Source organism: Nonomuraea ceibae, assembly GCF_019396325.1.
GTDB lineage: Bacteria > Actinomycetota > Actinomycetes > Streptosporangiales > Streptosporangiaceae > Nonomuraea > Nonomuraea ceibae.
This window is the reverse complement of the sequence record NZ_JAHKRO010000032.1, coordinates 1-17,090: the sequence shown is the minus strand read 5'-3', so window position 1 is coordinate 17,090 and position 17,090 is coordinate 1. Positions and strand designations below refer to the sequence as shown.

The window sequence follows — 17,090 nt, the reverse complement described above, 5'->3', positions numbered from 1 at the left end:
TGCGAGCCGCCCGTGATCGGAAGGATGAACGCAACAGATCGACGCGAGTTCGGGGAGCACCCATGCAATCATCAGCGCACACGGTGGCGGTTTTCGGCGCGTACGGACACACCGGGCGTTTCGTCGTGGCGCGGTTGCGGGAGCGCGGGTTCGTCCCGCTGCTGACCGGGCGCGACTCGGCCAGGCTCAAGGAGCTGGCCCACGAGACGGGGCTGGAGTTCCGCACGGCGTCGGTCGACGACCCCGGCGCGCTCGACCACGCGCTGGCCGGGGCGGCGGCCGTGGTCAACGCCGCCGGGCCGTTCGCCACGACGGCGGCCCCCGTGATCGAGGCGGCGCTGCGCGCGGGCATCCCGTACGTGGACGTGGCGGCCGAGATCGAGGCCAACGCCGACACGTTCGCGCACTTCGGCGACCGGGCCCGGGCGGCGGGCGCGGTGATCGTCCCCGCGATGGCCTTCTACGGCGGCCTGGGCGACCTGCTGGCCACGGCCGCGATGGGCGACTGGACGTCGGCCGACGAGGCGCACATCGCGTACGGGCTGAGCGGCTGGCACCCGACCGCCGGGACGCGGGCGGCGGGCGTGGTCTCCCGGCAGCGGCGGGACGGGCAGCGGGTCCGCTTCGCCAACGGCCGGCTGGAGTACCGCCACGACGAGCCGCCGGTCCTGGAGTGGCCCTTCCCCGCGCCGCTGGGCCCCCGGCCGGTCGTGGGCGAGTTCTCGATGGCCGACATCGTCACCGTGCCGAGCCACCTGTCCATCCCCGAGGTGCGCACGTACATGACGGTCGAGGCGGCCAGGGAGGTCGTCGCGCCCGACACGCCGACGCCGGCCCCGGCCGACGAGCTGGGACGGTCGGAGCAGACGTTCCTCGTGGAGGTCGTCGTGCGCTCCGGCGGCGCCGAGCGGCGGGCCGTGGCGCGAGGGCGCGACATCTACGCCTTCACCGCGCCGCTCGTGGTCGAGGCGGTCGACCGCCTGCTCACGGGACGGACCAGGGCGACCGGCGTCGTCTCCGCCGGTGAGGTCTTCGACGCGCCGGACTTCCTCCGCGCGCTGTCCGCCGACCTCACCGTGGAGCTGGAGTCCTAGCCGCCGGGCTCGGGCGGGAGCCGGCGGGCCCGCGTGGCCTCGCGGACCACGGCCCAGGCGTCCGCGACCGGGCCCAGGTGGGCGAGCTTGTCGGGGTTCAGCACCGTACGGATCGTCTGGATCTGCCCGTCGAGGATGTCCAGCGACCAGATGTTGACGATCCGGCCGTCGCGGTCGCGGAAGATCGCGCCCGGCCGCCCGTTCACCTCGCGCGGCTCCACGGCGCCGCCGATCCGGACGAACGGCGGCACGATCGAGGCCAGCGTGCGGGCCACGTTCGCGGCGCCGAACACGCCCTCGCCCCACAGCGGGGCCTTGCCGCCGCTGTCGGCGACCAGCTGGACGTCGGCGGCCAGCAGCTCGCGCAGCCCGGCGACGTCACCTTCGGCGAAGGCGTCGAAGAAGCGCCCGGCCAGCTCCTCCCGCTCGCGCCGGCCGGCCTCGAAGCGGGCGCGTCCCGCGTCCATGTGACGGCGGGCCCGCACGGCGAGCTGGCGGCAGGCCGCCTCCGACCGGCCGACCGCCGCCGCGACCTCGCCGAAGCCGAACCCGAACACCTCACGCAGCACGAACACGGCCCGCTCCAGCGGGCTCAGCCGTTCGAGCAGCAGCAGGGCCGCCATCGACACCGAATCGGCCAGCTCGGCCGCCCGCTGCGGATCGTCGTACGGGTCGGTGAGCAGCGGCTCGGGGAACCACGTGCCGACGTACTCCTCCCGCCGGACACGGGCCGAGCGCAGCACGTCGATCGCGATGCGGGTCACCACCGCCGACAGGAACGCCTTGGCCGACGCGGGCGGCGTCGTGATCGCCTCGTAGCGCAGCCAGGTCTCCTGTACGGCGTCCTCGGCGTCGCTCACGCTGCCCAGGATGCGGTAGGCGATCGAGAACAGCAGCGGCCGCAACTCCTCGAACTCCTCGGCCCTGCTCATGCGGGCTCCTTCCCGTCGTCGCGCCTGTTTCCGGTACCTGAGACGACACAGCCCGCCGTTCTGTGACATCGGCCCACATGTCACAGAACGCCGGGCTGTCTCGTCTCGGGGCGGACACACCGTACGGACGACAAGGGGTTGATCATGAACGAGCGGAAGGTCGCGCTGGTCACCGGCGCCAACAAGGGCATCGGCCGGGCCGCCGCCGCCCAACTGGCGGCGCGGGGGATGACGGTGCTGGTCGGCGCCAGGGACGCGCGGCGCGGCGAGGAGGCCGCGACAGCCCTGCGCGCCGCCGGCGGGGACGCGCACGCCGTCACCCTGGACGTCACCGACCCGGCCACGGCACGGGCCGCCGCCCGGCTGGCCGAGGAGCGATTCGGCCGCCTGGACGTGCTCGTCAACAACGCCGGCATCACCGGGTCCGGGCAGGTCGCGCCGCAGGACGCGCTCGACCAGCTCCCCAGTGTCGTCGACGTGGACATGGTGCGGGCGGTCTTCGAGACGAACGTGTTCGGGGTGATCACGGTGACCAACGCCATGCTGCCGCTGCTGCGCCGCGCCCCCGCGCCGCGCATCGTCAACGTCAGCAGCGGGGCCGCGTCGCTGACCATCGCCGCCACCCCGGGCGGGCCGCTGGCGGCGCTGCCCGCCTCGGCCGCCTACACGCCGTCGAAGACCGCGCTGAACGCGCTGACCGTGCAGTACGCCAACGAGCTGCGCGAGGACGGCATCCTGGTCAACGCCGCCGACCCCGGCTACGTCGACACCGACATCAACGACCACCACGGCTTCCGCACGCCCGACGAGGGCGCGGCCGTCCTCGTGCGGCTGGCGACGCTCGACGACGACGGGCCGAGCGGCGGCTTCTTCAACGACAGCGGCCCGGTCCCGTGGTGACGCCCCCGCCGCCCGGGCGGCCCGTCACGGCAGCGGGCGGGCGCTGAGCCGGCAGTCGCGGGGCCGCTGGGGGCGCTCGCCGGTCCAGCCCGCCTCGGGGGCCCAGGCCTGGTAGGTCATGAACGTCCCCTTGGCGAGGCCGTCCGTGCTCTCGTCCGCGATCGCGGCGCCCTCCGCCAGAACGGCGCCGGTCCGGGGGTCGAGGATGGTGGTGTACCGCTGCGCCACCTCGTCGTCGGCGCCGAACTCGGCGGTGAAGCCCTCGCTCTCCCTGAAGGTGACCGCGATTCCCGGACGTCCCAGCGGGTCGGTGATCGTGCCGCGCACCTGGGTCGTCGGCAGTCCGGCGAGCAGACGCAGGGCGGCCGCCCTGACCGAGGGCTTCACCGGGAGCTCCAGCAGTGCGGTGGAGGTGGCGAGGAACTTCTCGAAGCTGTAGCCGGGCTCCTTGTCCCGCAGGATCTTCCAGTAGGCACGCAGTTTCTCCCGGAGCTGTCCGGCGTCTCCGGGCAGCTCCGCGAGGTCGGCCAGCGTGAGCTCACCGATCCGGGAGTCGCCGAGCACGCCGTCCGGCTCGACCGCGCGCGTGTAGACGCACTGCGTGGGCTTGGACCGCAGCCGGAGCTTCGCGCAGTCTCCCGCCCGGGTGCCCGGCGTGCACACGCGCTGGACCGTGCCCGGGGAGCCCGCCGCCCGCCACGCCCGCTCGTCCGCCTCGGTGGCGGGGCGGACGAACTGCTGCCACTGCTCCGCCTGTACGGGGTCGCGGGGGTCGCGCGGCTGCCAGAGGTCGATCCGTGACGAGAACAGCACGTTGAACGCCTGATTGCCCGCCCGGACCCGGATCAGCGCGTCGTTGAGCAGTGGCCGCCGCCAGTAGGCGCCGCGCTCGTCCGGCAGCTTCGCGACCCGGTCCGCCAGCTGGAGCAGGGCGCTGTTGCCGCCTTCGGGCACGAGCACCGGTGCGGGAGCGGGCGTCATGTTCGCCACCAGCGTGACGATGGCCAGGACGACGGCGATCGTCGTCGCGGCGGCTCCCAGGGTCCATCCCCAGGCGGGGCCGCGCCGGCGCGCTCCTGCCGGCGGTCCCTGCTCGCGCCGGGCGGCGGCGAGCCGGAGGCGGGCGTCTCCGCGGGGTCAGATGAACGGTGGTCGCCCCTTCCTGCCCGAAGCGCCCTGCCGCTTTCACGGGCCGCCGTCGCGGGCGGGTGACCTGGCCGGCTCCGTCAGGCGTTGAGGATGAGGTCGGCGGCGCGCGAGCGCACCTGGGCGGGGGTGCGGCCGTCGTGCTCGGCGGCCAGGAAGTGCTGGCCGATGGTCAGGCAGAAGGCGAGCAGGCTGCGCGCCTCGACCTCGTCGGGGTCGGCGCAGAAGGTGCCGATCTGTTCGCGCAGCAGGTCCATGCGCCGGTTGTCCACGCGCCGCAGGCGTGCGGCGACGGCCTCGTCACGCCGGGCCCAGTGCCGCACCGCCAGGTCGATCGGCAGCAGCCGCTCGGAGAGCGTGAGCTGCCCAGCCAGCCGGACCTTGGTGCGGGCGTCGCCTCCCGCGCGTTCGACCCGGTCGAGAACCTCGTCGATGCTCTCCCGCTCCCAGGTGTCGAGCATGGCCTCCAGCAGGGCGTTGCGGTCGGTGAAGTAGCCGTAGAAGCCGCCCTTGGTCACCCCCAGCGCCTTGGCCAGCGTCTCGACCCGGACGGCGTCCACCCCGGACGCGGCCAGCACCCGCAGCCCCTCCTCGATCCACTTCTCCCGTGGTGTACGCAACGAGCCCATCTGTGGCCCACCTCACCTCTCGCCCGGTTGTACGGTGCCGTACAACAGGTCTAACCTTACGTTATACGGCACCGTATAACGGAGAGAGGAAACCCGTCATGTCATTCGGTTTCGTCGCGTTCCACTACCCCGCCCCCGAGCACCTCGAGGCGTTCGTCAAGGAGTGCCACCAGGTCGCCGAGATGTCGCGGAGCCAGCCGGGCTTCGTGTCCGTCGGGGTCTGGGTCACCCCGGACGGAGACGCCGTCGTCACCACCGGCGAGTTCGAGTCCGAGGAGGCGTTCCAGGCGGCGGCCCGGATCGGCCGCGAGATCGGCGCCACGCCCGACGGCATTAGTGACCTCGAGGTCCGGCCCCGCGAGGTCACCTTCCTGGTGTCGCGGTGACGGGGCGGCCGACATGTCCATGAGGCTCCCCGTCACCGAGCACACCTCGCGGCCGTGGCGCATCCACGAGATCGCCCCGGACTTCCGCATCGAGGACGTGTGGGCCTTCCGCACGCCCGGCGCCGGCCCGGACGACTTCCCCGCGATGCTGGCCGCGCTGCGTGCCCGCACCGCGCCGCAATATCAGTCCTGGCCGGTCCGGTTCCTGTTCGCGGTCCGGTGGAAGCTCGGCGCGCTGTTGGGCTGGGACGAGCCCGGCGCCGGACTCGGCGGGCGGGTCGGCTCCCTGCTCGACCGCCTGCCCGACGACCTGCGCCGCTCCCCCGGCGTGAACGACCCCAACATCCCGTTCACACCGCTGTACGCGGTCGCCGAGGAATCCGCCCAGGAACTGGCCAACAAGACCGTCCACACCGTCTGCCACCTGGGCTGGGTGCCCACCGCCGACGGCGAGTTCGAGCTGCGCATGGCGGCCCTGGTCAAGCCCAACGGCCTGTTAGGCAGGGCGTACATGGCCCTCATCAAGCCGTTCCGCTACCTCGTCGTCTACCCGGCCATGACCCGCCGATGGGAGCAGGCCTGGCGCGACCGCGCCGAGCTCACGTACGGGCGGGTTCGCTGACGCCGAACCACCGCCGCAGGGTCGCCCGGAGCGCTTCGAGCTCCGCGGGGCCGGGCCGGGGAGACGCGGACGCCCAGGCCACGTAGCAGTCCGGCCGCAGGAGCAGGGCCGTCGGCGCGGGAGCCTCGGCGCGGGCCGTGACGATGTCGACCTGGTCGTGGCCGAGAGCCCGCGACAGTGAGGCGTCGTCGGTCAGGTCGAGCAGCAGGGGGCGCGCGGTCCTGGTCAGCTCGGCCAGGCGGACCGGTCCGGCGGGGGTGCGCAGGTCCAGGTCCGGGGCGAAGCGGCCGGTCAGCGGGTGCGCCTCGCCGCCGCCCAGGTCGTAGCGGACGTCGGCGCCCGTGGTGAGCTCGGCCAGGCGGCGCACGGCGCCGGGGTCGCGGAGCAGTTCGGCGAACACCTCGCGCAGGCCGGTGACGTCGCTGCCGGGGGCGATCAGGGCCGCCTGCGCCTGCGCGTTCAGCACCATGCGCCGGGCGGCCGCGCGCCGCTCCGGCTCGTAGGTGTCCAGCAGTCCGGGCGGGGCGCTCCCCCGGATCTCGGCGGCGAGCTTCCAGCCGAGGTTGACCGCGTCCTGCAGGCCGAGGTTGAGCCCGGGACCGCCCCCGGTGGCGGCGTACACGTGCGCGGCGTCACCGATCAGGAACACCCGGCCGTCGGTGAATCGCTCGGCCACCCGGGTGTTGCCGCCGGTCAGCCGGCGCAGCGCGTGCGGCCCCGGGCCGCCGGGCGGGCCGAGCGGCAGCTCGACGCCGAGGACTCGGCGGACGCTCGCCCGCAGCTCCTCCAGGCTCATCGCGGCGGCGGTCGCCGGCTGGTCCCATTCGGTGGTGCTGACCAGCGGAGGGTGGCCGGGCATCGGCGCGTAGGAGAACCCGCCGCGCTCGGTGCGGTGGGGCATGAACGGCGCGACGGCGCCGTAGCCGGGCACGTGCAGCGCGCCGGTCGCGGGATCGACCCAGTCCGCCGGGACCGTCGCGTGCGCCGAGCGCACGGTCATGCGGTCGTAGGTGACGCCGGGGAACCCGATGCCGGCGAGCTTGCGCGTGGCACTGTGCGCTCCGTCCGCCCCGACCAGGTAGCGGGCCCGCACCTGGTACGTGCCGTCCGGGCCCGCGACGTCGGCGGTGACCGCGTCCCCGTCCTGCGCCAATCCGGTGAGCTCGTGGCCGCGCCGGATCTCCACGCCGAGCTCGATGGCGCGCTCCTCCAGGACCTGCTCGATGCGCCGCTGCGGCACCGGCAGGGTGTGGACGGGGCTGTGCTCCAGCAGGCTCAGGTCCAGGCCCAGCGCGCCGAACATGAAGTACGCGGAGTTCGGCCGCGGCGGTTCCGCGCTGCCGCTGAGGGGTCCGCACAGTCCTCGGTGGTCGAGCATGCGGACGACCTGGCCGAGCAGCCCGTTCGCCTTCGGCTCCTCGCTCGGCCGGGGCAGCCGCTCCAGCACGAGCGGCCGGACGCCGGCCAGGCTCAGCTCGCAGGCCAGCATCAGCCCGTTCGGGCCGCCGCCGGCGATGACGACATCGGTGATCAACGTGTGCTCCCGTGGTAGTGGCCGGCGAGGGCGGTGAAGGCGGCCTTGGGCTCCCAGGGCAGGCCGGGGTAGGCGTCCCCGTGGCGGCCGTCGAGGACCTTGACGATGCCGGGGCTGGCGAGGTCGAGGTCGTCACGCGGGTCCCCGCCGGGCCGGTGCGGGAAGTTGCCGAGGGCGAAGAGGAAGACGAAGGCGCTGTCGACACCGGCGGCGTCGAAGATCTCCAGCAGTTCCCGCAGGTAGGCGGCCTGGCCGGGCTCGTCGCGGACGCATGCGCGGTTCAGCCGGATCGGCGCGCCGGTCTCCCGGTCGAACTCGACGACCTCCAGGACGCGGCCGCCGCTGTCGCCCGCGCCCCGGTAGGCGGCGGTGCCGAACTCGGTGATCGCGACCGGCTTCCCCTGCGCGACCAGGGCGCGGACGGCCTCGGCGAACCGGCCGGCGACCTCGGCCGACCGGTAGAGGTCGACGCCCACGAGGTCGAAGGGCGTCCAGTCGACGCGTTCGAGCGGGACGGCGGCGTACGTGATCCGGCCGCCGAACCGCTCGCGGACGAGGGCCACGGCCTCGGCGAGGAAGTCGTTGAGCCGCGCGCTGAGCTCGCCGATCCGCTCGGGCAGCCGGTCCCGGTCGGTCAGCAGGGCGAGCCGGTCCTCCTGGGTCCCGCCCGGCAGGAAGCCCTTGTTCATCAGGCTCAGCTCGGCGCCGGTGACGAACACGACCTCGGCGCCCTGCCGCCGGATCCGCTCCGCCCGCCCGGCGCAGTCGGCGAACAGCGACAGCGTCTCCTCGGGGGTCAGCTCCAGCGGGTAGGGCGAGAACCAGACCTCCAGCCCGAGTCCGGCGGCGTACGTGGCGGCCAGCTCCAGCCGCTCCGGGTCGCCGCCGATGGCGCGGACCGCGGTGCAGTGCAGGTCGTCCCGGATGATGCCCAGCTCGCGCCTGACCGCGACCGGGTCGAAGCCCTCACGGGACGACCCCCCGTTGCGTACGAACCCTGTGTCGTACGTGATGCCCTTGGCTCTCATGGCATGGGTCCTTCCGGTGGGATGGGACGCTCACGCTAGGCCAGAAAAGTGCGCGCACGCAAGTTTGCGTACACGCATTGAAGGGTGGGATGCTGGGCGCGTGACGACGAGACGGACGGGGCTGCGCGAGCAGAAGAAGCAGGCCACCCGGGACGCCCTGCGCACGGCCGCCCTGCGCCTGGCGCTCGAACGCGGACCGGACAACGTCCGCGTCGACGACATCGCCGAGGCCGCCGGGGTCTCCCCCAGGACGTACAACAACTACTTCTCCAGCCGCGAACAGGCGATCGTCGCCGCCGTCACCGGCGAGCGGGAGGCGCGGGTGGCGGCGGCGGTGGCCGCCCGGCCCGCCGATGTCGGGCTCGCCGACGCCGTCATCGAGGCGGTCGTGGACCAGTACACCGCCCCGGACGCCGCCGGCCGGGACGCGCTGCTGCTGATCACCACCCGCCCCGCGCTGCGCGAGGCGTTCGTCGAGGCCACCACCGCGATCGAGCACCCTCTCGCCGAGGCCATCGCCGCGCGCGTCGGCGATGGCGGCGAGCATCAGCACGCCGCGCGGGTGCTCGCCGCGAGCGTCGCCGCCGCGGTCCGCGTGGCGCTGGACCAGTGGCTGAGCGCGACCGTCTCGTCCGTCACGGCCGGCGGGCTGGTCGTGCCGTCCGGGTCGCTCCCGGACCTCCTTCGCGCCGCGCTCGCCCCCCTCGCCCCCGCCCTGGATGCCGCCGACCGCGCCCGAGGCGGTGGGACCCGTGACGACGGGCCCGCTGGCCGGGCCTGAGCGGTTACTTCGCGACGGCCTCGCGGACGGCGGGGGCGACCTCCTGGCCCCAGCGGGCCAGCAGGGTGAGGTCGGCGGCGCCGTGGCCGGTGTCGAAGAGCGTGAAGCCGGACGCGCCGTGCTCCAGCACCGCCCCGGTCAGCTCCTCGACCCACTGCGCCACCGAGCCGCCGATCCACCGGCCGTCGCGGTCGCGGGTGGCGGGCAGCGGCCGGTCGGTGATGCGGCCGGGCAGGTTGAACACGGTACGGATCTCGCCCGGGTCCCGGCCTGCCGCTGCCGCCGCCTCGTCGATGACGGGACGCGAGGTCCGGTAGCGCTCGCTGAGCCAGTCGGCCGCGTGGCCGGGGATCCACCCGTCGGCCACCCGCCCGGTGGCGGCCAGCGACTTCGGCCCGACCGAGCCCGTCCACACCGGCGGCGCGGCGACGGGCGCGGGCTCGATGCGGCGCACCCGGTAGTGGTTTCCCTCGTAGGTGACCGGAGGGCCGCCGCCGGACAGCAGCTTGACCAGGACGATCGCCTCCTCGAAGGCGTCCACGGCCGCGCCCGGCGACAGCCGGGGCACGCCCATGTCCGTGATGCGGTCCCACAGCCCGCCCGCGCCCATGCCGAGCACGACGCGGCCGCCCGACAGCGCCGACAGCGACGTCACCGTCCGCGCCAGCATCGGGGCGGGCCGGGTCGGCAGGTTGGTCACGTTGGCGAATCCCGCGATGCGCTCGGTGCGGCCCAGCAGGAAGCCGAGCGCGGCGTAGGCGTCGAGGCGCCCGCCGAGGTACGGGTGGTCGGAAAGGGTGAAGATGTCGAGCCCGTCCCGGTCGGCCTGCTGGGCCATGCGCAACAGCTCCGGCACGTCGTCGATGCCGGAATGCGCGCCGAAGCCGAAGACGACGTCATGTGCGGACATGGTTATGCCTTTCCCTCAGGCCGCGCCCAAAAAAGTTTGCGGTTCGTGCCACGAACCATATTAGTTCGTGGCACGAACCGCAAATTCCGGCTTTCGTCTCAGCGCACCTGATCGGGCTCCAGGAAGACGGTCGGCACCTGGTTGTCGGTCACCACGCGGCCCAGCAGGGCAGCCAGCGTGTCGCGTTCGGCGGCGGTGAACCCGGCCGTCAGCTCCTCGACGCGGCGGCAGGTCTCGGCGTAGAACTCGTCGGCCAGCCTGGCGCCGCGCCGGGTGAGCGCCACCCGCACCGCCCGGGAGTCGCCGGGGTCGGGCCTGCGCTCCACCAGGCCGTTGCGCTCGGTCCGGTCGACCAGGCCGGTGAGGCTCGACTTGGCCAGGCCGAGCACCCCGCCCAGCTCGGTCATGCCATAAGGCTGCGCCATCAGCACGCACAGCAACTGACCCTGCTGCTGGGTGATGCCGTATTCGCGGGCCGACTCCACGTACACGGCATTGACCAGGAACGTGGAGCGCACCAGCGCGGCCACCGCCCCTATCTCGCCGGCGACATTCTCACTCATCGGCCAAGCGTAACAAATTCGTGCCGCGAACTACCCGGCGGCCTAGCATCGGGCGCGTGGAAGCGATGGGTGAAGAGACGCTGGAGGCAGTGTTCGAGGAGCAGCGGCCCAGGCTGTTCGGCCTGGCCTACCGGCTGCTCGGCTCGGCGGCCGAGGCCGAGGACCTGGTCCAGGAGACGTTCCTGCGCTGGCGTCAGGCCGGCCGGGCCGACGTGCCGGCCGCCTGGCTGACCAGGGTGATCACGAACCTGTGCCTGAACGAGCTCGCCTCCGCGCGGCGGCGGCGGGAGAGCTACGCGGGGCCGTGGCTGCCCGAGCCCGTGCTCACCGGCGACGGCGCGCTCGGGCCGCTGGAGACCGTCGAGCAGCGCGAGTCGGTGTCGCTGGGCCTGCTCGTCCTGCTGGAACGGCTGAGCCCGGCCGAGCGGGCCGTGTTCGTGCTGCGCGAGGCGTTCGGGCACAGCCACGCCGAGATCGCCGCCATGCTCGGCCTCGGCGAGGCGCACTCCCGCCAGCTCCACCGCCGCGCGCGCGAGCACGTCGGCGCGGCGCGCAAGCGGTTCGACGCCGACCGCGACCAGCACCGCCGCATCGTCGAGAGGTTCCTGGCCGCGACCCTGGACGGCGACGTGGCGGGCCTGGAACGGCTGCTGGCCGCCGACGTCGTCGCCTGGGCGGACGGCGGCGGCTCGACCGCGGCGCGGCGGCCGGTGCGCGGGCGCCTCAGGGTGCTGCGCTACCTGGGCGGGCTCAGCCTCCGTCCCGAGGCGGCGGCGGTGACGGCCGTGATCGCCGAGGTCAACGGCGAGTACGCGGCGCTGCTGCGGCACGACGGCGAGCTGCGCGCGGTCATGGCCGTGGAGGTCGCCGGCGAGCATGTCGCCGCGGTGCGGACGATGGTGAACCCGGACAAGCTGGCATTCGCCGCCGCCCAGCTCGTGTGAGCACGCTCACAGCGCGACGCTGTCACGAATCGCCCGGCTCGCCGGTTCAGGTGGGGACTTCGAACGGGAGGAACCATGACAGGACACATCGTCGTGCTGGGCGGGGGCTACGCCGGGCTGGGCGCGGCCAAGCGGGCGGCCCGGCGGCTGCGCGGCGCCGGGGCCCGGGTGACGCTGGTGAACGCGGCCGACCGGTTCGTGGAGCGGGTGCGGCTGCACCAGCTCGCCGCCGGGCAGCGGCTGCCCGGCCTGCCCCTGCGCGGCCTGCTCGACGGCGCCGGGGTGGAGCTCGCGGTGGCCACGGTGACGGGGATCGACCTCGCCGCCCGGGTCGTCCGGCTCGACGCGGCCCCGTACGAGCTGGGCTACGACGTGCTGGTCTACGCGCTCGGCAGCGGCGCCGACCTCGGCGCGGTGCAAGGGCTGGCCGAGCACGCGTACACGGTCGCCACCGAGCGCGAGGCGGCCCGGCTGCGTTCCCGCCTCGCGGCGGCGCGGTCGGTCGCCGTGGTGGGCGGCGGGCTGACCGGGATCGAGGCCGCGGCCGAGTTCAAGGCGGCCCGCCCGGGACTGGAGGTCCGGCTGGTGTCCGGCGGCCCGATCGGGGCCGGGCTGTCCCCGCGGGCCCGCCGCCACCTGCGCCGGGCCTTCGACCGGCTGGACGTCGCCGTGCGCGAGCACGCCCCCGTCGCCGAGGTCGGCCCCGGCGGGCTGCTCCTGCGCGACGGCGGCGAGGTGCCCGCCGACACGGTGGTGTGGGCGGCCGGGTTCCGCGTCCCGGAGCTCGCGGCGGCCTGCGGGCTGGCCACGGACGAGCACGGCCGCATGCTGGTCGACGCGACCCTGCGCTCGCTCTCGCATCCGGAGGTGCTCGGCGCCGGCGACGCCGCCGCCGTGCGGGGCTCGCGCATGTCGTGCCAGACCGGCCTGCCGCTCGGCCTCCAGGCAGGCGACGCGGCGGCCGCGCTGCTCACCGGCCGCGCCCCGCGACCGGCGCGGATCCGGTACGTGTGGCAGAACATCAGCCTGGGCCGCCACGACGGCGTCACCCAGTTCACCCGCGCCGACGACAGCCCGAGCGGGCCCGTCCTGACCGGGCGGCCCTCCGCGCTGTTCAAGGAGGTCATCACCCGCGGCACCGTCTGGCGGATGCGGCACCCCCACCTGTCGCCCTGACGAGGGCCGATGGCGCGATCTGTGGGGTGCGTGTCGTTGACGCCATCGGGGTGCGGGCTGGACCGTGGAAGGGTGCAAGCACACCGCATCGCCTTCGTGATCTACGAGGGTTTCCAGTCGCTCGACCTGGTCGGGCCGCACGAGGTGTTCCAGCTCGCCGGAGGCTACGACTGCGCGATCGTCGCCCCCGTTCCCGGGCCGGTCCGCGCCGAGCACGGGCTGCCGGTGCACGCCTCCCACGGCGTCGCCGACCTCCCGCCCGCCGGCTTCGACACGCTGGTCGTCGCGGGCGGCGGGGGCGTCTACGAGGCCAGGAACGACCCGGCGCTGACCGGCTGGATCGCCGCCGCGGCCGGCGGCGCCCGGCGGGTCGCCTCGGTGTGCAGCGGGGCGTTCCTGCTGGCCGAGGCCGGGCTGCTGGCCGGTCGCCGCGCCACCACCCACTGGGCCAGGGCCGAGCGGCTGGCCCGCGAACACCCGGAGGTCACCGTCGACCCCGATCCGATCTTCGTCCGTGACGGGCCCGTCTGGACGTCGGCCGGGGTGACCGCCGGGATGGACCTGGCGCTGGCGCTGGTGGAAGAGGACCACGGGCAGCGGGCCGCGCTGGAGGTGGCCCGCCACCTCGTGCTGTTCCTCCGCAGGCCGGGCAACCAGTCCCAGTTCAGCGTGGGGCTGTGGTCCGCGCAGCCCTCCTCCGACCCGGTGCGCCGGGCCGTGGCGGCCATCCACGCCGACCCCGGCGCCCGCCACGACATCACCGACCTGGCCGCGCACGCCGGGCTCAGCCCCCGCCACCTGCAACGCCGCTTCACCGCCGAGCTCGGCCTGCCGCCAGGCGCCTACGTCGAGCGGGTCCGGGTGGAGGCGGCGCAGCGGGCCCTGGAGGACGGCGGCGACCCCGTCGACGTCATCGCCCGCCGCTACGGCTTCGGCACCGCCGAGACCCTGCGGCGCAGCTTCCACCGACGCCTGGGCGTCGCGCCCTCCGACTACCGAGACCGTTTCCGATCCACCACGGGAGGACATCCGTGACCACGTACGGACTGCTGATCTTCGACGACGTCGAGGAGCTGGACTTCGCCGGGCCCTGGGAGGTGTTCACCACCTCCGCCATCCTGCGCGCCGACGCCGACCTAGCGGTGCTCGTCGCCGAACGGCCCGGCCCGGTCCGGGCCGGCAAGGGCCTGCGGGTGCTGCCCGACTGCACCCTGGACGACAACCCGCCGCTGGACGTCCTGCTCGTGCCGGGCGGGCGCGGCGCCCGCGAGGTCCAGCCGCACAACCCGGCCGTCACCGGCTGGATCGCCAAGACCGCCGAGCAGGCCACCTGGGTGGCCAGCGTGTGCACCGGGGCCTTCCTGCTCCACGCCGCCGGACCGGCGCGCGGGCGCCGGGTGGCCACCCACTGGGCCTACGAGGACGCCCTGGAGGCGCGCGGGGACGTCACCGTCGTCCGCGACGCCCGCTATGTCGTGGACGGCAACGTGATCTCCACCCAGGGCGTCTCCGCCGGGATCGACAGCGCGCTGTGGCTCGTCGGCCGGCTGCACGGCCGCGACCACGCGCGCGCCGTCCGCCGCGAGATCCAGTACGACCCCGCCCCGCCGTATCTGGCCGACGAGCCGCTCTAGGCGGGCGGGTAGGCCGTCGAGACGAGGCGGGCCAGGAAGGCGTCCAGGTCGTCGAGGCCGTAGGCGGCCAGGACGTCGGGCGGCTGGGTGAGCAGGTAGGTCAGCGCGCTGTTGATCGCCAGCGTCACGGTGGCCGCGCCGTGCCGGGTGGCCGGGAGCCCGGCGGCCCGCTGGGCGGCCAGGTGCAGGTCGAGGTCGGCGCGGGTGAGGCGGGCCAGGGTCTCGCGCACCTGGGCGTTGCGCGCGGCCTCGGCGTGCAGTTCGAGGTAGGCCAGGATGCGGGACCGGTTGTCCGTCAGCGCCCGGTCGATCATGCGGCGCAGCAGCGTGAGCAGTCCGTCCACGTCGTGGACCTCGGCCTGCTGGAGGTCGCTCCAGTAGCGCTCCACGCACCGCTCGGCGGCGGCCCGCAGCAGGCTGTCGCGGGTCGGGAAGTAGTTCTTGGCCGTGCCCTCCGGCAGCCCGGCGACCCGGTCCAGCGCGCGGTGGGTCAGTCCGCGCCCGCCCTCCCCGGCCAGCACCTCGATGGCCGCGTCGCGCAGCCGGTCGCGCCGGTCCCTGTTCTCCACCATGACGGCCCATTCTCCCGCTCGACACAACCACCACAAACGTGGTACCACATTTGGGGTGATGAGAATGAGGAAAGCCGCCGTCGTGGGAGCCGGGGTCGGCGGGCTGACGGCCGCCATCGCCCTGCGCCGCATCGGCTGGGAGGTCTCGATCTTCGAACGCTGGCCGCGCATCGTCGCCGAGGGCACGGCTCTCGGCATCCGGCCCGACGCCCAGGCCGCCCTGGCGAGCCTCGGCCTGGGCGAACGGCTGCGCGAGCGCACCGTCCCCTACCGGCACGCCCGCATCCGCACCCCCGACGGCCGCCACCTGGCCGACCTGCCGCTGGAGCGCATCGAACGGCGCGGCGGAGCGCCCGTCCGCATGCTGTCGCGCGTGTCGCTGATCGAGATGCTGGTGGAGGAGGTGGACCCGGCGACGATCAGCACCGGCGTGGAGATCACCGACCCCGCCGCGCTGCGCGACTCCCACGACCTGGTGATCGGCGCCGACGGCGTGCGCAGCGCGGTGCGCCGGGCGTTCTTCGCCGCCCCCACCCGGCCCCGCTACGCCGGCATCGTCGCCTGGCGCGGCGTCGTCCACGGCTTCGAGCCGCAGGACTACGGCGAGACCTGGGGGCGCGGGCAGATGTTCGGCATGACGCCGCAGTCCCCCGGCGTCACCAACTGGTACGCGCCCGTACGGACCCCGAAGGGGGTGCGCGAGACCCTCGACGACCTGCGCGCCCGCTTCGCCGGCTGGCACGACCCGATCCCGCGCGTGCTCGCCGCCGCCGAGGCGGACGCCGTGCTGCGGCACGAGGTCCACGACCTCGCCCCGCCGCTGGCCTCGTACGTGACCGGCAACGTGGCCCTGCTGGGCGACGCCGCCCACGCCATGACCCCCGCGCTCGGGCAGGGCGCCTGCCAGGCGCTGCTCGACGCGGCCGCGCTGGCCGCCTGCCTGCGCGACCACCCCGGCGACGTGCCCGGGGCGCTGCGCCTGTACGACGCCAGGCGGCGTCCGGCGGCCGAGCGGATGGTCACCGCCTCGCGCTGGATGACGCGCCTGGCCGGAGCGGGCCGCCTGGCCGGGCCGCGCAACGCCCTGATGCGCCTAGGGAGGCGGTGAACCCGGTTCGCGAAGAATGCCAGGATGGGGCGCATGGGCGCGGGGGAACTGCACGGGAGAAAGCCCGAAGAGGACACGATCGCCGAGCTGCTGACGGCGGCCCGGGGCGGCGCCAGCTCGGCGCTGGTGCTGCGCGGCGAGGCGGGCATCGGCAAGACGGCGCTGCTCGACCACGCCGCCGCCACCGCGGGCGACCTGCGGGTGGTGCGCGGCACGGGGGTCGAGTTCGAGGCGGAGCTGCCGTTCTCGGGCCTGCAACTGCTGCTGCGCCCGGCGCTCGGATCACTCGGCGCGCTGCCCGGCCCGCAGCGCGCCGCCCTGGAGGGGGCGTTCGGGCTCGGGCCCGCGACGGGCTCCGAACCGATGCTGGTGGGGCTGGCCGCGCTCTCCCTGCTGGCCGAGCACGCGGGTGAGACGGGGCTGCTGTGCCTCGTCGACGACGCGCAGTGGCTCGACCGGGCGTCACGGGACGCGCTCCTGTTCGCCGCCCGGCGCCTGCACGCCGAGGGCATCGTCATGATCTTCGCGGCGCGGGACGGCGAAGGGTCCTTCCCCGCCCCCGGCCTGCCCGAGCTGCGCCTGTCAGGGCTGGCCCCGGAGGCCGCGGCGGCCCTGCTCGACCGGCATCCGCTCGCGCCCGCCGTCCGCTTCCGGCTGCTCGCCGAGGCGGGCGGCAACCCGCTGGCACTGCTGGAGCTGCCGATCGCGCTGGCCGCCGAGGGCGGCAGCGCGTTCGCGCCGGGCGCGCTGCCCCTCACCGGCCGCCTGCAACTGGCCTTCCACGGCCAGGTCAGCCGGATGCCCGCGGCCTGCCAGAGCCTGCTCCTGGTGGCGGCGGCCGACGAGACCGGCGAGCTGGCCGTGATCCTGCGCGCCGCCGCCGAGCTGGGCGCCACGGTCGAGGACCTGTCCCCCGCCGAACGGGCCGGCCTGGTGGTGCACGGCGACGCCGACGGCACCGTGATCCGCTTCCGCCATCCGCTGATCCGCGCCGCCGTCCACCAGCGCGCGCCGCTCGGCGAACGCCTCGCCGCGCACCGCGCGCTCGCCGCCGCGCTCGGCTCGCCCGAGCACGCCGACCGCCGCGCCTGGCACCTGGCGGCCGCCGCCACCGGCGCCGACGAGGAGGCC

The 17,090-nt window shown here is 74.8% G+C and carries 18 protein-coding genes and 1 pseudogene; 11 read left to right on the top strand and 8 right to left on the bottom strand.

Features of this window, described 5'->3' with window-relative positions:
• The first annotated feature begins 62 nt into the window (after positions 1-62).
• Entirely contained in the window at positions 63-1,094 is a 1,032-nt protein-coding gene (locus tag KME80_RS21100) for a saccharopine dehydrogenase family protein (RefSeq protein ID WP_219507609.1), read from the top strand.
• On the opposite strand, the gene KME80_RS21095 is transcribed toward KME80_RS21100, so the two are convergent.
• On the bottom strand, positions 1,091-2,026 hold the full coding sequence (locus KME80_RS21095) for an RNA polymerase sigma-70 factor (RefSeq protein WP_219507608.1): 936 nt from the start codon (positions 2,024-2,026) through the stop codon (positions 1,091-1,093). The genes KME80_RS21100 and KME80_RS21095 overlap by 4 nt on opposite strands.
• Positions 2,027-2,170: 144 nt before the next feature.
• Here KME80_RS21095 and KME80_RS21090 point away from each other — a divergent pair, with 144 nt between their 5' ends.
• Positions 2,171-2,926, top strand: coding sequence for an SDR family NAD(P)-dependent oxidoreductase (locus KME80_RS21090; protein WP_219507607.1), 756 nt, complete (start codon positions 2,171-2,173; stop codon positions 2,924-2,926).
• Between the two features lie 24 nt (positions 2,927-2,950).
• Here KME80_RS21090 and KME80_RS21085 read toward each other — a convergent pair.
• A pseudogene (locus KME80_RS21085) lies at positions 2,951-4,039 on the bottom strand (CU044_5270 family protein); the annotation flags it as partial.
• A 113-nt stretch (positions 4,040-4,152) separates the two neighbouring features.
• A complete protein-coding gene (locus tag KME80_RS21080; RefSeq protein WP_219507606.1) occupies positions 4,153-4,701 on the bottom strand; it encodes a TetR/AcrR family transcriptional regulator in 549 nt (182 codons plus the stop codon).
• Between the two features lie 98 nt (positions 4,702-4,799).
• On the opposite strand from KME80_RS21080, the gene KME80_RS21075 reads away from it, so the two are divergent.
• Together KME80_RS21075 and KME80_RS21070 are read left to right on the top strand one after the other, a co-directional pair.
• Entirely contained in the window at positions 4,800-5,087 is a 288-nt protein-coding gene (locus tag KME80_RS21075) for an antibiotic biosynthesis monooxygenase family protein (protein WP_219507604.1), read from the top strand.
• A gap of 13 nt (positions 5,088-5,100) precedes the next feature.
• Positions 5,101-5,709 carry a DUF2867 domain-containing protein gene (locus KME80_RS21070; protein WP_246645324.1) on the top strand — a complete coding sequence of 203 codons (609 nt, stop codon included), beginning with the start codon at positions 5,101-5,103 and terminating at the stop codon, positions 5,707-5,709.
• On the opposite strand, the gene KME80_RS21065 is transcribed toward KME80_RS21070, so the two are convergent.
• Together KME80_RS21065 and KME80_RS21060 are read right to left on the bottom strand one after the other, a co-directional pair.
• A complete protein-coding gene (locus KME80_RS21065) occupies positions 5,687-7,243 on the bottom strand; it encodes an FAD-dependent monooxygenase (RefSeq protein ID WP_219507602.1) in 1,557 nt (518 codons plus the stop codon). The two genes, KME80_RS21070 and KME80_RS21065, sit on opposite strands and share 23 nt — an antisense overlap.
• Positions 7,240-8,271: a glycoside hydrolase family 113 protein gene (locus KME80_RS21060; RefSeq protein ID WP_246645323.1), complete on the bottom strand. Its 1,032-nt coding sequence runs from the start codon at positions 8,269-8,271 to the stop codon at positions 7,240-7,242. The genes KME80_RS21065 and KME80_RS21060 overlap by 4 nt, the downstream gene beginning before the upstream one ends.
• 100 nt (positions 8,272-8,371) lie before the next feature.
• Between KME80_RS21060 and KME80_RS21055 the strand changes: the two genes are divergently transcribed.
• Complete coding sequence (locus tag KME80_RS21055; RefSeq protein ID WP_308125860.1) at positions 8,372-9,052, top strand: TetR/AcrR family transcriptional regulator; 681 nt, start codon at positions 8,372-8,374, stop codon at positions 9,050-9,052.
• A gap of 4 nt (positions 9,053-9,056) precedes the next feature.
• Here KME80_RS21055 and KME80_RS21050 read toward each other — a convergent pair whose 3' ends face one another.
• Positions 9,057-9,962, bottom strand: a complete 906-nt coding sequence (locus KME80_RS21050) for an LLM class flavin-dependent oxidoreductase (protein WP_219507597.1) — start codon at positions 9,960-9,962, stop codon at positions 9,057-9,059.
• A 98-nt stretch (positions 9,963-10,060) separates the two neighbouring features.
• Positions 10,061-10,525, bottom strand: a complete 465-nt coding sequence (locus KME80_RS21045) for a MarR family winged helix-turn-helix transcriptional regulator (protein ID WP_219507596.1) — start codon at positions 10,523-10,525, stop codon at positions 10,061-10,063.
• Positions 10,526-10,590: 65 nt separating this feature from the next.
• Here KME80_RS21045 and sigJ point away from each other — a divergent pair, with 65 nt between their 5' ends.
• The 4 genes from sigJ to KME80_RS21025 all read left to right on the top strand — a co-directional run bounded on the left by sigJ (position 10,591) and on the right by KME80_RS21025 (position 14,279).
• A complete protein-coding gene (gene sigJ / locus KME80_RS21040; RefSeq protein WP_219507716.1) occupies positions 10,591-11,469 on the top strand; it encodes an RNA polymerase sigma factor SigJ in 879 nt (292 codons plus the stop codon).
• A gap of 75 nt (positions 11,470-11,544) precedes the next feature.
• Positions 11,545-12,645, top strand: a complete 1,101-nt coding sequence (locus KME80_RS21035; RefSeq protein ID WP_219507595.1) for an NAD(P)/FAD-dependent oxidoreductase — start codon at positions 11,545-11,547, stop codon at positions 12,643-12,645.
• Positions 12,646-12,717: 72 nt separating this feature from the next.
• Positions 12,718-13,680, top strand: coding sequence for a GlxA family transcriptional regulator (locus tag KME80_RS21030; RefSeq protein ID WP_308125859.1), 963 nt, complete (start codon positions 12,718-12,720; stop codon positions 13,678-13,680).
• Positions 13,677-14,279 carry a DJ-1/PfpI family protein gene (locus KME80_RS21025; protein ID WP_219507593.1) on the top strand — a complete coding sequence of 201 codons (603 nt, stop codon included), beginning with the start codon at positions 13,677-13,679 and terminating at the stop codon, positions 14,277-14,279. Before KME80_RS21030 ends, KME80_RS21025 begins: the two co-directional genes overlap by 4 nt.
• Here the strand turns inward: KME80_RS21025 and KME80_RS21020 are convergent.
• Positions 14,276-14,851, bottom strand: coding sequence for a TetR/AcrR family transcriptional regulator (locus tag KME80_RS21020; protein WP_219507591.1), 576 nt, complete (start codon positions 14,849-14,851; stop codon positions 14,276-14,278). The two genes, KME80_RS21025 and KME80_RS21020, sit on opposite strands and share 4 nt — an antisense overlap.
• 58 nt (positions 14,852-14,909) lie before the next feature.
• Here KME80_RS21020 and KME80_RS21015 point away from each other — a divergent pair, with 58 nt between their 5' ends.
• Together KME80_RS21015 and KME80_RS21010 are read left to right on the top strand one after the other, a co-directional pair.
• Positions 14,910-15,959 (top strand): FAD-dependent monooxygenase, encoded by a 1,050-nt coding sequence (locus KME80_RS21015; RefSeq protein WP_219507590.1) that lies wholly within the window; start codon positions 14,910-14,912, stop codon positions 15,957-15,959.
• A gap of 33 nt (positions 15,960-15,992) precedes the next feature.
• A partial coding sequence (locus KME80_RS21010) for an AAA family ATPase (RefSeq protein ID WP_246645322.1) occupies positions 15,993-17,090 on the top strand: 1,098 nt, incomplete at its 3' end.

Bases quoted from the DNA above. Each gene is read 5' to 3' on its own strand.
- KME80_RS21075 (WP_219507604.1), top strand. From the start codon at position 4,800: ATGTCATTCGGTTTCGTCGCGTTCCACTACCCCGCCCCCGAGCACCTC.
- KME80_RS21070 (WP_246645324.1), top strand. From the start codon at position 5,101: ATGTCCATGAGGCTCCCCGTCACCGAGCACACCTCGCGGCCGTGGCGC.
- sigJ (WP_219507716.1), top strand. From the start codon at position 10,591: ATGGGTGAAGAGACGCTGGAGGCAGTGTTCGAGGAGCAGCGGCCCAGG.
- KME80_RS21080 (WP_219507606.1), bottom strand. From the start codon at position 4,701: ATGGGCTCGTTGCGTACACCACGGGAGAAGTGGATCGAGGAGGGGCTG.
- KME80_RS21090 (WP_219507607.1), top strand. From the start codon at position 2,171: ATGAACGAGCGGAAGGTCGCGCTGGTCACCGGCGCCAACAAGGGCATC.
- KME80_RS21050 (WP_219507597.1), bottom strand. From the start codon at position 9,962: ATGTCCGCACATGACGTCGTCTTCGGCTTCGGCGCGCATTCCGGCATC.
- KME80_RS21020 (WP_219507591.1), bottom strand. From the start codon at position 14,851: ATGGTGGAGAACAGGGACCGGCGCGACCGGCTGCGCGACGCGGCCATC.
- KME80_RS21035 (WP_219507595.1), top strand. From the start codon at position 11,545: ATGACAGGACACATCGTCGTGCTGGGCGGGGGCTACGCCGGGCTGGGC.
- KME80_RS21045 (WP_219507596.1), bottom strand. From the start codon at position 10,525: ATGAGTGAGAATGTCGCCGGCGAGATAGGGGCGGTGGCCGCGCTGGTG.
- KME80_RS21060 (WP_246645323.1), bottom strand. From the start codon at position 8,271: ATGAGAGCCAAGGGCATCACGTACGACACAGGGTTCGTACGCAACGGG.
- KME80_RS21100 (WP_219507609.1), top strand. From the start codon at position 63: ATGCAATCATCAGCGCACACGGTGGCGGTTTTCGGCGCGTACGGACAC.
- KME80_RS21095 (WP_219507608.1), bottom strand. From the start codon at position 2,026: ATGAGCAGGGCCGAGGAGTTCGAGGAGTTGCGGCCGCTGCTGTTCTCG.
- KME80_RS21015 (WP_219507590.1), top strand. From the start codon at position 14,910: ATGAGAATGAGGAAAGCCGCCGTCGTGGGAGCCGGGGTCGGCGGGCTG.